At 41.0% G+C, this 15,130-nt stretch carries 14 protein-coding genes; 9 read left to right on the top strand and 5 right to left on the bottom strand.

Translation table 11 applies throughout. The features are described 5' to 3' along the window. Positions 1–22: 22 nt before the first annotated feature. Positions 23–1,054: an OmpA family protein gene (locus ACE3G9_RS13980; RefSeq protein ID WP_417880866.1), complete on the bottom strand. Its 1,032-nt coding sequence runs from the start codon at positions 1,052–1,054 to the stop codon at positions 23–25. 537 nt (positions 1,055–1,591) lie between these two features. Between ACE3G9_RS13980 and ACE3G9_RS13975 the strand changes: the two genes are divergently transcribed. Beyond that, on the top strand, positions 1,592–2,509 hold the full coding sequence (locus ACE3G9_RS13975; protein ID WP_449219459.1) for an ROK family protein: 918 nt from the start codon (positions 1,592–1,594) through the stop codon (positions 2,507–2,509). Positions 2,510–2,761: 252 nt separating this feature from the next. Here ACE3G9_RS13975 and ACE3G9_RS13970 read toward each other — a convergent pair whose 3' ends face one another. Further along, on the bottom strand, positions 2,762–3,982 hold the full coding sequence (locus ACE3G9_RS13970) for an ammonium transporter (RefSeq protein WP_449219458.1): 1,221 nt from the start codon (positions 3,980–3,982) through the stop codon (positions 2,762–2,764). Between the two features lie 280 nt (positions 3,983–4,262). After that, positions 4,263–5,690, bottom strand: coding sequence for a H(+)/Cl(-) exchange transporter ClcA (gene clcA, locus ACE3G9_RS13965; RefSeq protein ID WP_417880863.1), 1,428 nt, complete (start codon positions 5,688–5,690; stop codon positions 4,263–4,265). Between the two features lie 602 nt (positions 5,691–6,292). On the opposite strand from clcA, the gene ACE3G9_RS13960 reads away from it, so the two are divergent. Together ACE3G9_RS13960 and ACE3G9_RS13955 are read left to right on the top strand one after the other, a co-directional pair. Further along, the gene (locus ACE3G9_RS13960) at positions 6,293–7,294 is read left to right on the top strand and encodes a CobW family GTP-binding protein (protein WP_417880862.1); all 1,002 of its coding nucleotides are present in this window, start codon (positions 6,293–6,295) and stop codon (positions 7,292–7,294) included. Positions 7,295–7,318: 24 nt separating this feature from the next. Continuing rightward, the gene (locus ACE3G9_RS13955; protein ID WP_417880861.1) at positions 7,319–7,702 is read left to right on the top strand and encodes a nitrous oxide-stimulated promoter family protein; all 384 of its coding nucleotides are present in this window, start codon (positions 7,319–7,321) and stop codon (positions 7,700–7,702) included. Here the strand turns inward: ACE3G9_RS13955 and ylqF are convergent. Beyond that, on the bottom strand, positions 7,699–8,643 hold the full coding sequence (gene ylqF / locus ACE3G9_RS13950; protein WP_417880860.1) for a ribosome biogenesis GTPase YlqF: 945 nt from the start codon (positions 8,641–8,643) through the stop codon (positions 7,699–7,701). The genes ACE3G9_RS13955 and ylqF overlap by 4 nt on opposite strands. A gap of 196 nt (positions 8,644–8,839) precedes the next feature. Next, complete coding sequence (locus ACE3G9_RS13945; protein WP_449219467.1) at positions 8,840–9,559, bottom strand: UTRA domain-containing protein; 720 nt, start codon at positions 9,557–9,559, stop codon at positions 8,840–8,842. A gap of 201 nt (positions 9,560–9,760) precedes the next feature. Between ACE3G9_RS13945 and ACE3G9_RS13940 the strand changes: the two genes are divergently transcribed. From ACE3G9_RS13940 to ACE3G9_RS13915, 6 genes are read left to right on the top strand one after another with little or no spacing between them, the layout of a single operon-like run. Then, positions 9,761–10,843 (top strand): ABC transporter substrate-binding protein, encoded by a 1,083-nt coding sequence (locus tag ACE3G9_RS13940; RefSeq protein ID WP_417880859.1) that lies wholly within the window; start codon positions 9,761–9,763, stop codon positions 10,841–10,843. A 10-nt stretch (positions 10,844–10,853) separates the two neighbouring features. Beyond that, a complete protein-coding gene (locus ACE3G9_RS13935) occupies positions 10,854–11,660 on the top strand; it encodes an alkaline phosphatase family protein (protein WP_417880907.1) in 807 nt (268 codons plus the stop codon). After that, positions 11,657–12,565 (top strand): ABC transporter permease, encoded by a 909-nt coding sequence (locus ACE3G9_RS13930; protein ID WP_449219457.1) that lies wholly within the window; start codon positions 11,657–11,659, stop codon positions 12,563–12,565. The genes ACE3G9_RS13935 and ACE3G9_RS13930 overlap by 4 nt, the downstream gene beginning before the upstream one ends. 2 nt (positions 12,566–12,567) lie before the next feature. Continuing rightward, positions 12,568–13,374 carry an ABC transporter permease gene (locus ACE3G9_RS13925; RefSeq protein WP_449219456.1) on the top strand — a complete coding sequence of 269 codons (807 nt, stop codon included), beginning with the start codon at positions 12,568–12,570 and terminating at the stop codon, positions 13,372–13,374. Next, positions 13,371–14,390, top strand: coding sequence for an ABC transporter ATP-binding protein (locus ACE3G9_RS13920; protein ID WP_449219455.1), 1,020 nt, complete (start codon positions 13,371–13,373; stop codon positions 14,388–14,390). Before ACE3G9_RS13925 ends, ACE3G9_RS13920 begins: the two co-directional genes overlap by 4 nt. 1 nt (position 14,391) lies before the next feature. Beyond that, positions 14,392–15,054: an HAD family hydrolase gene (locus tag ACE3G9_RS13915; RefSeq protein ID WP_449219454.1), complete on the top strand. Its 663-nt coding sequence runs from the start codon at positions 14,392–14,394 to the stop codon at positions 15,052–15,054. The last annotated feature ends 76 nt before the right edge of the window (positions 15,055–15,130 follow it).

The raw sequence follows: 15,130 nt of genomic DNA, 5'->3' as shown, positions 1-15,130 counted from the left end.
ATGAGATTATTTATATCACAGGTTACTTGTAAAAAACTTCAACACGGCGGTTATTTTCACGACCTTCTTTAGTACTATTATCTGCGATTGGGTTTTCTTCACCTTTACCGATAGTAGTAATACGTGATTTATCAATATCTTGAGACTCTAGATAGTTAGAAGCCGATTGCGCACGTTTCTCTGATAGTTTTTGGTTGTATTTAGCACTACCTGTTGAGTCGGTATAACCAATTACATCTACACGAGTTTCAGGGCTATCTTTTAGATAAGTAGCTACTTGATCAAGAGAGGTTTTTGCCTCGGGTGTTAACTCTGTTGAGTCATGTGCAAATGCACCTTTTGAAAGTGTAACTGTTGGAAGTGGATCTTTTTCCGGAGCTGGTTCTACGATTGGCTCTGGCTCTTGAGTCGCGACTACTGCCGCAGTTGTTGCCGCTGCAGCAATTGGTGCGGCACTATCTGAACTACCAAAATAGTAACTTAGACCAAGAGATACGTAGTTAACATCAGTTCTACCCGTTGTGCTACGTTCACCTACGTTATCAAACCATTGATATTCAGTACGTACACGCCAGTTATGGCTTAGTTGATATTCGACACCAGCACCTAACATTAGCGACCAGTTTTCATCACTATCATTATAAGCACCTGTTTTTTGATCAACATAGTTATATGAAGTACCTACTTTACCAAATAGATTCCATGCACTAGTAAGGTTCCAATCTAATTTAGCCCCTAATTCACCATTCTGAATCTGAGTTTTATTAACCTCGCTACCAGCAATATGCTCTTTTGAATTACCAAGGTAGTTATAACCACCTTCTAGTGAGAACCATTCGTTAAATTGGTAACCACCGTAGGCACTACCAGCCCAAGCATCATCATCACAATCACCATTATTCTGACAAAAATCGAAGTTAGACCAACCAGTCTTAGCACCAAGGTAAAACTCTCCGGCATTTTCTGCCGCGGCATTGACTTGTGGCGACATAAGAAGAGAAAGAGAAACGATCGATGCGAGAGAAGGGTAAAGAGACATTTGTTTAATATTCATATTGGCACCAACTATAAAGTTATTTTGTCCATACAATCGATCCACAACTTTAGTAAGAAATGTGGACCATGATTTTGTTAGCGAGTTATTGAAAACTATAAAGTTATCAATATCTGCCTATACAATACTGTTGTAAGAATAGTTTATCAATCGATTAATGTGAAACTTTTGTCAATATTAGGTGTCTATAAAAAATTTGCTGAATGACGTTAGACATAGGCACGCCCTTAAAAAGCATTAGATTTTGTCTGTATTACTTTTTTAAAAATAATTATTTTTCAAGTGGTTATGTTTTGTTTGTGCATATTTTTTGATAAGAATGCATTTTGATCCCAATAACATACTTTATCAGTGCTTACTTTTCTAAATGTTGCCATTTTATGTTGGAAATAAAAAACAATTATTGTGATCTAGATCACTTAATTTTTAGTGCGCTCTATCGCATAAATAAAGAATTTAATGGTTTCTAATAAATGAATAGAGTGTAGATTTAAGAAAGACAAAGTAGAAGTGACTTGAGTATATAAGGAAAATGAAATGCTTAGTTTAGGTCTGGATATTGGTGGAACAAAAATTGAAGCGGTCGTGCTATCGGAAGATGGTCAAACTATTTATCAACAGAGAATCGCGACGCCAACCTGTAGTTACTCTGAATTCTTATCAACAGTCACCGGTTTTATTCAAACTATCCAACAAACATTACAACAGCCTATGACCATTGGTATCGGCCTACCTGGTGCGATAAGCCCTGATAGCCAAACCATAAAAAACTGTAATTGCTTAATATTGAATGGTCAGCATTTGGATAAAGATATTGCTGATATAATTAAGCAACCCGTATTTATCGCAAATGATGCCGATTGTTTTACATTATCGGAAGCTCAAGATGGCGCAGGCTCTGGGCATCCCACAGTCTTTGGCGTCATTATTGGTACGGGGTGTGGTGGTGTTGTTGTCAATGGTCAGTTACTTTCTGGGCCCAATGCGATTGCCGGAGAGTGGGGACATAATACCTTGCCACAATATCATCGAGATAATGATGGACTCGCACAGCAATGTTACTGCGGAAAAATTAACTGCATTGAACGCTTTATTTCAGGCTCAGGTTTTTCTGAACGCTACAATCAACAACATGGCACAGACTACAACTCTGCAGAAATCATGGATTTAAAACGTGCTGGCAATACGAATGCTGAGCAACATTATTTATCGTTTATTAATATGTGTGCCCGTAGTTTGGCATCGGTCATAAATATACTTGATCCACATGTGATTGTGCTTGGTGGCGGTTTGTCGAATGTAGAAGAAATTTACCAAGATATAAACGATGCAATTGGATCTTATGTTTTTTCGGATGTGTGTAACACTAAAATTTTAAAAGCGAAGTACGGTGATTCAAGCGGCGTGAGAGGGGCATGTTGGCTGCCTAAAATGCATCAAGTTAATAACAATTAATATTCTATATAAGTACTTTTCAAACCAAGCTGAAGCGGCCTATCTCTTATAAAAATAAGAGGTTTGGATGAAGCTCCCGAAGGGCAAGTTAAAACAAGCTTTATGTGGCGTTAAATTGAACAGAGATAGAATGACTATGATCATCTTTAATTTGTCTTGCCTAAAGCTTATTTTATTCTTGCTGAAACTCGCACCTTGAAGTTACTTGGGTATATGCAATTGCTAAAATAGTCCTAGTGAAGTTAATCAATATTAATCTTCATTGGTTGAGCTGATTTTGTGAATAGATAAATCAGCACCGTTATATTCTTCTTCTTGGCTCAAGCGTAAGCCTGATACTTTGTGAATCGAACCATAGACCAGAACTGAACCTAATACGGCAATAGTAATACCTAGTAATGTACCGAGAACTTGAACGGTTAAACTCACACCGCCCATTCCACCGAGTGCCGTTTGTCCAAAGATACCGGCAGCAATACCGCCCCATGCTCCACACACGCCATGCAGCGGCCAAACACCTAATACGTCATCGATTTTGGTTTTGTTTTGCATAAAGGTAAATAGCCATACAAAAATTGCAGCAGCCACAACACCCGTTGCTAATGCGCCGATGGGATGCATTAAATCTGAACCAGCACAAACCGCGACTAAGCCCGCCAGTGGACCATTATGAATAAAGCCTGGATCATTTTTACCCATCACCATTGCCGCTAATATTCCGCCCGCCATCGCCATTAAAGAGTTAATTGCTACTAACCCACTAATACCATTAATAGTTTGTGCCGACATAACATTAAAGCCGAACCAGCCAACACATAGTATCCATGCGCCTAGTGCAAGAAATGGGATATTAGATGGCGCAAAGTTAGTATGTTTACCGGCGCGGATCCGTCCGTTTCGCATGCCAAGGAATATCACGGCGATTAGTGCAATCCAGCCTCCGACACTGTGTACAACCACTGAGCCTGCAAAGTCGTGAAACCCAGTACCAAAGGTGGTTTCAAACCATGCTTGTAGACCAAAATTACCATTCCAGACCATGCCTTCAAATAATGGATACACTAAGCCAACGATAAAGAATGTACCGGTCAACACAGGGTAGAAGCGAGCTCGTTCGGCGATACCGCCAGAGACAATTGCCGGAATTGCTGCTGCAAAGGTCAATAAGAAAAAGAATTTAACCAGTTCGTAGCCATTACCTGCTGAAAGGGTCGGAGCATCAACGAAAAAAGAGTGGCCGTAAGCAACCCAGTAACCAAAAAAGAAATAAGCAATGGTGGATACACCGAAATCGGAAAGTATTTTGACTAACGCGTTAACTTGGTTCTTATGCCTTACAGTACCCACTTCAAGAAAGGCAAATCCTGAATGCATAAGAAAGACCATGATAGCACCGAGTAATAAGAATAAAGTATCAGAGCTTTGGGTCAGTGCTTGTACTGTGCCATATACTTGAGTGGTGGATTCATCCATGTTTACGTATCTCCTAAAAATGAACGTATTTAACTTATAGTGTTAGCGATGCACAACGGTGAAAAAATCAGCACTATTTTGATGCAATTGCTGTTTCATTAAGCAAAAATTATGCCATTATTAAAAGTAAAGTTAGTTAAGGGAAGCTTGGTTTTATTGGTTAAAAAGTAATAACAATAACAAAATTAAACGCACCAATATTGATCTTTACGATCAATGTTGGTGCGATTGCTTTGTGGTGAGAGGAGTAAAATGGTGCAGAATTATGATAACGTTTTGTTTATGCGTTGGTAGTTGATTCGATCTTTTCTTCAGTATGTTTCGGAAGATCACCTTGTTGAAGCTTAGCCTTTTTCAAGGTTCTATGAAGTAATTGCGTATAGATCGGTTGTCCACCAAGTAGCTGAGCCATTATGGTTGCACCGAGTGTTGTAATGATTAAAGGTAAAATTAGATGGTAGTTATTAGTCATTTCTATTACCAATAAAATACCTGTAATAGGGGCTCGTACGGTTGCCGCAAAAAGTGCTCCCATTCCGGCGATAGCAAACATACCTGGGTCGATGTTTAAGCTTGGATCGAAATAAAGCGCAAATTGCCCAAAGAAAGTACCAAATAAAGTACCAAGAGCAAGCATGGGAGCGAAAATTCCCCCTGGCGCTCCAGAGCCAAAACAGATTAAGGTAGTTGCAACACGGGCAAAAAATAAAATGAGTAGTAAGTTGATGCTGTAATCGCCAGTGGTTGCTCCAGGAATAAGTTGAATACCACCACCAGTTAATTCAGGAAGGTAAAGTAATAGTAGCCCAAATGTTCCGCCGATGATTGTGCCAGTGATTAAGTAACGTTTTCTATCATTACGGTGAATCAGTACAAACATATCTTGTGACCACGTCACCAATCGGTTGAAGGTGACCCCAAAAATACCGAAGATTAACCCTAAGACGAGAAATAGCCACAACGTATTGAGATCGGGTGCAATATACTGCGGCATAATGATAACTGCCGCTTGCCCTCTAATCGAACGGAAAACGATAGTCGATATCACCGAAGAAATAATAACCGCTTTAATTGAGAGCAGGTTGTAGCGGAAGTGTGGGCGCATTTCTTCAACCACAAACATGATACCAGCCAGTGGTGCATTAAATGCCGCTGCCAAACCACCTGCCGCACCACAAGCGAGTAGAGAGTGGCGTCCATCTGGATCTTTTAAGCGAAAAATATCAGAAACCATACGACCAATATTACCACCCATTTGAACAGTAGGACCTTCTCGGCCCAACACCATACCAGAGCCTAAGGCCCCAAGCCCGCCAAAGAATTTAACCGGAAGCACTCTCCACCAACGTACAGGACGAATATCATCCATTGCGCCTTCAATTTCAGGGATCCCAGAACCTGCAGCTTCAGGCGCAAATCGACTGACAAGGTAATAACCGATAAATGCTAATCCAGCACTGACCAAGATGGCTGAAAGCCATAAAGGCAGCAGAGAATTCATTTCTTGCTTTAGCCAATCGGTACGAGTTTCAGAGATCCAATGAACGCCAATTTCAAAGAAAGAGCCAACTAAACCTGCTAACAGTCCCACAATCACAGAAAGTAATAAGATAGATATTGGTGTCTTATCTCTAGTTAGAATAACGCCAACAAATTTTTTAGATTTGTATTGTGATAGAGAGTTTCGAAATGATTTTGAGTTAGCCATTAGGTTTGATTTTTCCGCCATTGCTGAAAAAAGGTCTAGTATCTGTTTAGATGAAGAATAGATACATTGAAAAATAAAGTGCCATATCATTATAAGATGCAATCACAGTATTACATCAAATTGTTACTAAAAGTTATTTTACTCAGATCATTAAAAGTGTACATATCGAAAAATAATAATATTTTTATTCGCTTACGAGAGAGTGTCTTAAGGCTCTATAGAAGATGTTATTTAGTCACTTGTCATCTGGTGTTTTTGTGCCATTCTTATAATTAGATAGAAGAGAGTGACATTTCACCACGGAGGAAATCATCTTCTATCGACGTAGCCAGTTACAAAGGCGATGTATTTAGATAATGGCACAACAATATGGATGTAAAAATTAAGTATCAATTGAAATCCTCGAATATGATCATAGCGTAATAACACTATATGATTCGCATACTCACGATTGAGTCTCGAGGGGAGAAGCGCACTCAAATGGGTGCGCTTTTTGCGTTTATGTGACTAAATATTTATTGTAGCTGAAGTTATCTGTTGTGGTTATCTACTGCATCATTAAAATGAGTTGGCTATTAACACACGGTTCAGTGGAGCATAACATGATACAAAGAGTGCCAACCAACATCATTACAGGTTTTTTAGGCGCAGGGAAAACCACCACCATTTTGCATTTACTCAAAAATAAGCCAAAAGATGAAAATTGGGCGGTTTTAGTTAATGAATTTGGAGAAGTTGGTGTTGATGGTGCGTTGATGACAGATCAAGGTGCGATGATTAAAGAAATCCCTGGTGGATGTATGTGTTGTACTGCGGGCGTTCCTATGTCAGTAGGGATTAATGCACTCCTACGAACAAAACCGGATCGCTTGCTCATTGAGCCAACTGGTCTAGGTCATCCCAAAGAAGTGATTGCTAAGTTACTATCTGAACAATTTATGCCTTACGTTGATTTAAAAGCTACGATAGCATTAGTTGATCCAAGGCATTTGTCATTTGGTAAATATACCGAAAATCAAAATTTTAATGATCAGCTCGACTCCGCTCAAATTATCATGGCCAACAAAGTTGATCTAGTTGCGGAAAGTGATTTAGCGCAATTAGCAATTTGGTTTGAATCATTTAAGAAAAAGCATAGTGCTAACACTGAACAATTGCATTTGGTTACCGCTATCCAAGGAGAATTAGATCTTTCTCTACTCGATATAGAAAGAATAGTCAGTTACCAAGGTGAACCGGTAAATGGACACCATCATCACCATGATGCTCTGGACCTTCAGTTCGGTTTAAAACCTGGTGAAAAATTTGTTCGCAAAGAAAATAAAGGGCAAGGTTATCACAGTTGTGGTTGGTTATTTGGCGCTGAATTTACGTTTAATTTTGATCAACTTTTTTCAATGCTATCTGCACTCACAGCTGAACGAGTCAAAGCAGTAATGAATACCGACCAAGGTTGTTACGCCTTTAATGTTTCGAATAGTGTGGTGTCTGTAAATCAAGTCAGTTTGGATGGTTTTGAATCTCGCATTGAAGTGATTGATAGTCAATTAATGCCGTGGCAACAACTAGAAGATGTATTGCTTTCTATTGCTGAAGAAAAGTAAGAAATACCGGTGTAGGTTGGAACGATGCAAGATGATATTTTACAAGGTGCATTACGCACTGAAATGAAAACTGTGACGGCAATGGTGGAGATCTATTGTCGCGCGCACCATCATGCTGACGGCTCGCTATGCCAGCAATGCAACGATTTGGTGGATTATGCTCGAATGCGCTTAGATCGTTGTCCGTATGGCGAGAGCAAGCCAACATGCAATAAGTGCCCAATACACTGCTATAAACCGGAGCAAAAAGAGCAAATGCGTTTAGTGATGCGTTACTCTGGCCCGAGAATGTTACTACCGCATCCACTCTTGGCGATTCGACATTTATATAAAGAAAGAAAAAAGGCGGTAGGAAAACCTGCCGCCAATCAATCAAACCGCTCTAAGAGACTACAAAAGCAAGATTAACGTTTGTTACGCAGGTAGCGTTTACGACGTTCTTCTTTTTTCTTAATTTGCATTTCTTTTTTACGCTCAGCTTCAATCTCAACTTGAATTAATTCTTCCGTGATCATTTCCGGCAGCTCAAGAGTGATTTTGCCGAGTGTGCCATTACGAAGTTCATGTAGCAGAATTTCAGAGGCTTTATGTAGATCAATTCGTCCACCGGCACGCAAAGCACCACGCTTACGACCAATTGCTTCCATTAATTCAATTTCAGTTTCTGGCAATTCATCAATGTTGTAGCGTTCTTTAAGTAGTTCAGGGTATTGCTTAGCTAAATACTCAACCGTATAAAAAGCCACTTCATCGTATTCCATTGCCGTATCTTTAACCGCGCCGGTAGCCGCTAGACGAAAACCACTATGCGGGTTCTCTACTTTAGGCCACAAAATCCCCGGAGTGTCTGAAAGCACCATACCATTTTGTAAGTTAATGCGTTGCTGACGACGTGTTACCGCCGGTTGGTTACCAGTTTGTGCGATCATTCTACCGGCTAAGGTATTGATGATTGTCGACTTACCGACATTTGGAATGCCCATAATCATAGTGCGAATATCTTTACCAATCGCTTCACGGTTTGGTGCCAGCTTGCGACACAACTCCATGATCTTAAATACTTCTTGTGGGTTTTCTGTGGTAATTGCCATGGCTTTTACGCCTTGTTCTTTCTCAAAATGATCAATCCACATTTGAGTCAGTTCCGGATCAGATAAATCGCGCTTATTCAGTACTTTAACGCAAGGCTTATCACCACGCAGTTGCGAAATCAGAGGGTTTTCACTCGAGAATGGAATGCGCGCATCCAGCACTTCAATAATGACATCAATTTTAGGAATGACCTCTTCGATCTCTTTACGAGCTTTATGCATATGACCTGGAAACCACTGAATTGCGTTGTTAACCATTTGAATTTATTTACCTTGTGTTTTAAATTTTGCGCCTCAAGCCCTTTTGGGGTACTTCTTGGAGTATTAAAAATAAAAGTGAAACCACCAAAAGTGAGTGCAAATAACGAAATGCATTTTAATGGCGCAGAGTATAGCAGGTATGGATATGGGAGAGAAATTAAGTAATAACCATGGTTACCACATTAAGTGACTCCTAACCAATCTTTATCCGCACCGCATCGGGTCGCCAATATTCAAACTCACAATCGATCAACTCGCCATCTTGCTTATAATTGGTTCGTTGAATTTTGAGTACAGGCTGGCCTTCCGCTAGGTTCAACGCATTTGCCACATGGTAAGGAGCTGCAGTGGGGATCACTTCAAATTGAGAATGAGAAGTCTGGTAACCGTACTTGTTTTGATATAACAGTGTTAGCGATGAAGTCAGGCACTCTTCTAAAATCCCTTCAAATAACTTTTCTTTTAAGATGTTTTCAACGAACAAAACGGCACGTCCATCAATTAAACGCAAGCGCTCAATAATGATTATGGGCTCTGGTTGCTTTAAGGCTAATGCTTGTGCGTAATCAGCATTGGCAAGCTCTTTACGAACCTTTATCAAGTGAGTTTTCGCGGTTCGATTTTGTTCATTGACCATTTGATGAAAGTGACAACGGGAGAGAGGGTTATAGGTTAATCGTTCTGGTGAAACGTACCAACCACGACGCTTTTCTCGGTAAATAACCCCTTCAGTTTCTAGTGCAATCAGCGCATCTTTGATTGTAATGCGCGTAGTGTCAAACAAGGTACTCAGCTCCCTTTCTGATGGGATTTTTTGTCCTTGTTGTAACTGTCCAGAGTGAATTTTATTTTTTAGTTCCGATTTAATTTTGCTGAGCTGAGTTGTAAATAGGGGAGCATTGTTCACTTGTATTCTTGACCTAGTCCATGAGTAATTCCCATTAAATTTAATCATCAAAGGTAACAGAAATATGACAAGTTTCGGTGAGGTATCTTGAAATGATTCCGTCATATAAAGTCATTAAAACTGTCAAAAAAGTGGCATGGAACCGTCATTTTTCGTCCCTAGGATAGCTAGTGAACTCACTGACCTAGTCCAGAAGGATGGAAAAACATGAAAACCTTAACAAGTCGTTCAATTCAATTTCCGATAAAGCATGTTGTGACTGCATTGATAGCGGTAGGTGTCTCTTCATCAGTATTTGCAAAGGAAAGCGATATCGATTCATTAGTGACTGCAGCAAAAAAAGAAGGTGCGGTATATAGCGTTGGAATGCCCGATACTTGGGCAAACTGGAAAGACACTTGGCAAGATTTGAACGAAAAGTACGGTCTAAAACACCAAGATACCGATATGAGCTCAGCGCAAGAAATTGCTAAGTTTGAAGCGGAAAAGAAAAATGCCACGGCGGATATTGGTGATGTCGGATTTGCTTTTGCGCGCGTTGCGGTGAAAAAAGGAGTAACTCAACCGTATAAACCGACTACTTGGGATGAGATCCCAGATTGGGCAAAGGATAAAGACGGTCATTGGGCACTTGCTTATACCGGTACGATTTCTTTTATCTCGAATAATAACCTTGTGAAAAATGCACCAAAAACATGGGCTGACCTACTAAAGGGTAACTATAAAGTGACGGTAGGCGATGTGGGGGTAGCGGCGCAAGCTAACAATGCGGTATTGGCGGCAGCATTTGCGAATGGTGGTGATGAAGCGAACTTAAAACCGGCATTGAAGTTCTTTGGTGAACTGGCGAAACAAGGTCGACTTTCTTATACCGACCCAAGCATTGCAAACCTTGAGAAAGGGGAAGTCGAAGTAGCGATTTTATGGGATTTCAATGCATTAAACTATCGTGACAAAATCGACCGTGAGCGCTTCACCGTCAATATTCCACAAGATGGCTCTATCATTTCTGGTTACACTACTTTAATCAACAAATACGCGAAAAACCCAAACGCAGCCAAACTTGCTCGTGAATATATCTTTAGTGATCAAGGGCAAATCAACTTAGCGGAAGGGTATGCGCGTCCTATCCGCACCAACATTACTTTACCTAAATCGGTACAAGATAAGCTACTGCCTAATGAGCAATATAAAAATGTTCATCCAGTGACTGACTTTGCCGCATGGGAAAAATCAGCACGTAAACTGCCGCGTCAATGGCAAGAAAGCGTTTTGATTAACCAGAAGTAGGGCTATGAGTATGAACAATAAGGTTATCCTTGTTGTTTTAGATGGACTGAATAACCAGGTAGCCCGTGATTGTATGGGCTACTTAAATGGTCTACTAGAGCAACAGCGCGCGACGTTTTATACCGTACAAAGTGAGCTACCTTCCATGTCTCGCCCGTTGTATGAATGTATTTTAACTGGGGTTCGTCCGGTCGACAGTGGCATTGTCAGCAATCAAATTGTACGACGTTCACATCATGAATCGATATTTAGCCTAGCAACCTCACAAGGAAAAACCACCGCGGCTGCTGCCTATCATTGGGTGAGCGAGCTGTATAACCGTGCGCCATATGAGGCAGTGCGTGACCGATTTACCCACAATAAGGCTCTTAATATTCAGCATGGTTGTTTTTATCACTGGGATAGTTATCCAGACGAAGCTTTGTTTTTGGATGCCGAACATTTAAGACAAACGCATCAGCCTGATTTTTTGTTGATCCATCCGATGAATATTGACGATACCGGTCATAAGTTTGGTTTAGATTCTCGTCAATATCGAAACGCTGCTCGTCATGCCGATATTATTTTGTCGCACTATATCGATACTTGGTTACAAGAGGGCTATCAACTGATCATCACCAGTGATCACGGTATGAATAATGATCTATCCCATGGCGGTATTTTGCTAGAAGAAAGAGAAGTGCCATTTGTGGTGATTGGCGATGGGTTTTCTCATCAAGACTGCAAGATTAAACAAACAGATATTTGTGGCAACGTATGTCAATTATTGGGCATTCAACACCAAAAAGATGTGACTCAAGGATTATTAGCCGTATGAATTCTCCTATCTCATGTTCCGCTACTTCGACACAACAAAAGGCGACAAAGCAGCCTGTTTGTCTTTGGTTGAAGAAGAGCAAACCTGCCATTTGGCTTGTGCCTTTCGCTGTGGTGTTTTACCTATTTCAACTCGCGCCTATGTTGTGGGTGTTGGTCAATAGCTTTATTTATGATGAAGTGTTTGGTTTGGATAATTACTTAGAAGTGCTGGATTCTGCATTTATGATGCAAGCGTTCGGCAATAGCTTATGGCTGTCGATTTGGTCCAGCTTTATTGGGCTGGCGATTGCCACTTTATTGGTGTCGTCACTGCGAAAAGTCAGTGGCAGATTGCGCGATGCAGTGGTTGCTTTTACCAATATGAGCAGTAATTTTTCCGGTGTTCCGTTGTCATTTGCGTTCATTATTATATTAGGCACTAATGGCGCGGTGACTTTGTTGCTCAAACAATATGACCTGCTGGGAGATTTTGATCTTTATGGACAATGGGGTCTATTGGCGATTTATATCTACTTTCAAATCCCACTTGCGGTGTTGCTGCTTTATCCAGCGTTCGATGCGTTAAGCGATGATTGGCAATCGGCCGCTTCTTTGCTTGGCGCTAATACCTTTCAATACTGGTGTCGCGTGGCGCTTCCTGTGTTATCTCCGGCATTGCTCGGTACTTTTATTATTCTAGTGGCTAATGCGATGGGAGCTTATGCTAGCGTCTATGCATTAACTTCCGGTAACTACAACTTGATCACGATTCGTATTGCGAGTTTGGTGTCTGGCGATCTCTTCCTTGAGCCGAACTTAGCCGCCGCCATTTCCGTTATTTTGATGGGTATTTTAGCTTTCATCACAGTAATTAATCAGTGGCTTATTTCAAAAAGTTACGCAGCGAAAAAGGGAAGTAAATAGTCATGAAAGAACTGAATACTCGATTTCATAAAACGATGCTATTCCATCAAACCGTAGTGTTTAGCATTGTTAGCGTCATGATGATCCCGATTGTCGCCACATTAGTGTATTCCATCTCATCACGTTGGGGGGCGACCATTTTACCGGATGGTTTCACCTTAGATTGGTATGTGCAATTACTGACCGACCCGCGTTTTGTGCAAGCTTTTGGACGTTCGTTATTTATTTGTATCGCGGCGCTGTTACTCAGTGTAGTGTTGATTTTATCGGCAATTTTTGTGGTGTTTTACTACTTTCCAAAGCTGGATAAGGTCATGAATATTATGATCTTGTTACCGTTCGCCGTACCGCCAGTGGTGTCATCTGTGGGGTTGTTGCAATTGTATGCAGACAGCGATTGGTCGTTAGTGGGGACGCCGTGGATTCTAGTTGGAACCTACTTCACTATCGCGGTGCCATTTATGTATCGCGCTATTGCGAACAGTTTTGAATCGATCAATCTGCACGATTTGATGGATGCCGCGCATTTGTTAGGCGCGAGTACCAGCAAAGCGTTTTTACTGATCATCTTACCGAATTTGAAGAAAGGCTTAATGGCATCGTTGTTTTTGTCTTTCTCTTTCTTATTAGGTGAGTTTGTTTTTGCCAATATCCTGGTCGGAACACGTTATGAGACGCTACAAATTTATCTCTTCAACATGCGACAAACCAGTGGTCACTTTACTTCTGCACTGGTTATCACTTATTTCATCTTTATCTTTGTATTGACTTGGTTGGCAAGTCGTTTCAGCCGCGGAGTAACAGCATGAGTTATGTCACTGCAAAACAATTAACCAAATCATTTGGCGATAATACTGTTTTTGAGAATGTGGATTTTAGCATTGAACAAGGCGAATTTATTACGCTTTTAGGGCCAAGTGGCTGTGGTAAATCAACTTTATTGCGTAGCCTTGCAGGATTAAATCCGGTCGATCAAGGTGAGATTTGGGTCAATGATGAAAACATTACGCATCAATCACCACAAGAGCGTGGCATTGGCATGGTGTTTCAGTCGTATGCTTTGTTTCCGAATATGACCGTTGAGGGCAACATTGCTTTTGGGCTGAAAATGAAAAAAGTGGCTTCCGGTGAGGTCGCTAAGCTGGTGAGCCAAGTGATTGAGTTAGTGGATTTAAAAGGCAAAGAGAAACAGTATCCACATCAATTATCAGGTGGTCAGCGTCAGCGTGTGGCTTTAGCGCGTGCTTTGGTTGTAAAACCGAGAATTTTATTGTTGGATGAGCCGTTATCGGCATTGGATGCTAAAATTCGTAAGCATTTACGCCAACAAATTCGCGACATTCAAAAAGAGATGAACCTGACTACAATTTTTGTCACTCACGATCAGGAAGAGGCGATGATCATGTCTGACCGCATCTTCTTGATGAACCAAGGTGAGATAGTACAAGCGGGTTCACCAGAAGCGATTTATACCCAACCTGCCAATGAGTTTGTAGCCGGTTTTATGGGACACTATAACCTGATTGATGGCCGTTGTGCTAAAGCCTTGTTTGACCTTGATACGACAAGCAAAGTGGCGATCCGTCCAGAGTCGATTTATGTCAAAGAAGAAGGGCGTCAGTATGCGCAACATATCTCTTCACCAAGACAAGGGGTGATTAAAAGTCACCAATTATTAGGCAATATTATTCGTTATCAAGTAGCGGTGGATGAGTGTGAGTTAACGGTCGATTTATTAAACCGTTCATCTGAACGCTTGATGCCAGAAGGGAGTTCGCTTGAGCTACTCTTTAATCTCAATGAAATTCAACCTGTGGGTGCTTAACATGACACAACCTTTGTATGTCTTTGATATGGATGAGACGTTAATTGATGCTGATTGTGCGATGTTATGGAATGCTTTTTTAGTGCGTAAAGGCATCATCACTGACGCAAGTTTTCTTGAGCAAGATAAGCGTTTAATGAGCCTGTATGCACAAGGGAAAATGGATATGCAAGATTATCTTGAGTTCTCGATTGCCCCTTTAGTGAGCTTGCCGGTTGAAGAGGTTAATCAACTGGTGGAAGAATGCGTGGTGGAAGAGATCTTAGCTAAGCAATTTGCTCAATCGAAGGGCTTGATTGAGCAGCTTAAACAACAAGAAATAACTATGGTGATCATTTCCGCTAGCGTGTCATTTTTAGTGAGTGTCGTTGGACGTCACCTTGGAATACCCCATGCTTTAGGTATTGACTTGGTGACCAAGCAAGGTTGCTATACGCCAGAGATTTCGGGTATTCCAAGTTATCGCGAGGGCAAAGTATTACGCTTGAAAGAATGGATTAAGCGCCAGCCAGAAGGCTTTTCCGAAATCCATTTCTACACTGATTCAATCAATGATTTACCTTTGTGTGAGTTTGCCGATTATGCGTATTTAGTGAATCCATGCCCAGCTTTAAAAGCCCATTCTGATCAAGAAAACTGGCAAGTGTTGGAATGGAGAGTTTGAGAGTGGCTCGTATGATAATAGATCGCGTGATAGGTCGGTAGTCGCTTATTGCACCTTACTGTTAGCATGGCAGGGC

The organism is Vibrio sp. E150_018, from assembly GCF_053544035.1.
Note: the sequence above shows the minus strand (reverse complement) of the source record. Positions and strands in the feature narration are given on the sequence as shown.

Coding starts and splice junctions, on each gene's coding strand:
- ACE3G9_RS13940 (WP_417880859.1), top strand. CDS start 9,761: ATGAAAACCTTAACAAGTCGTTCAATTCAATTTCCGATAAAGCATGTT.
- ACE3G9_RS13970 (WP_449219458.1), bottom strand. CDS start 3,982: ATGGATGAATCCACCACTCAAGTATATGGCACAGTACAAGCACTGACC.
- ylqF (WP_417880860.1), bottom strand. CDS start 8,643: ATGGTTAACAACGCAATTCAGTGGTTTCCAGGTCATATGCATAAAGCT.
- ACE3G9_RS13955 (WP_417880861.1), top strand. CDS start 7,319: ATGCAAGATGATATTTTACAAGGTGCATTACGCACTGAAATGAAAACT.
- ACE3G9_RS13975 (WP_449219459.1), top strand. CDS start 1,592: ATGCTTAGTTTAGGTCTGGATATTGGTGGAACAAAAATTGAAGCGGTC.
- clcA (WP_417880863.1), bottom strand. CDS start 5,690: ATGGCTAACTCAAAATCATTTCGAAACTCTCTATCACAATACAAATCT.
- ACE3G9_RS13960 (WP_417880862.1), top strand. CDS start 6,293: ATGATACAAAGAGTGCCAACCAACATCATTACAGGTTTTTTAGGCGCA.
- ACE3G9_RS13920 (WP_449219455.1), top strand. CDS start 13,371: ATGAGTTATGTCACTGCAAAACAATTAACCAAATCATTTGGCGATAAT.
- ACE3G9_RS13980 (WP_417880866.1), bottom strand. CDS start 1,054: ATGAATATTAAACAAATGTCTCTTTACCCTTCTCTCGCATCGATCGTT.
- ACE3G9_RS13930 (WP_449219457.1), top strand. CDS start 11,657: ATGAATTCTCCTATCTCATGTTCCGCTACTTCGACACAACAAAAGGCG.
- ACE3G9_RS13935 (WP_417880907.1), top strand. CDS start 10,854: ATGAACAATAAGGTTATCCTTGTTGTTTTAGATGGACTGAATAACCAG.
- ACE3G9_RS13925 (WP_449219456.1), top strand. CDS start 12,568: ATGAAAGAACTGAATACTCGATTTCATAAAACGATGCTATTCCATCAA.
- ACE3G9_RS13915 (WP_449219454.1), top strand. CDS start 14,392: ATGACACAACCTTTGTATGTCTTTGATATGGATGAGACGTTAATTGAT.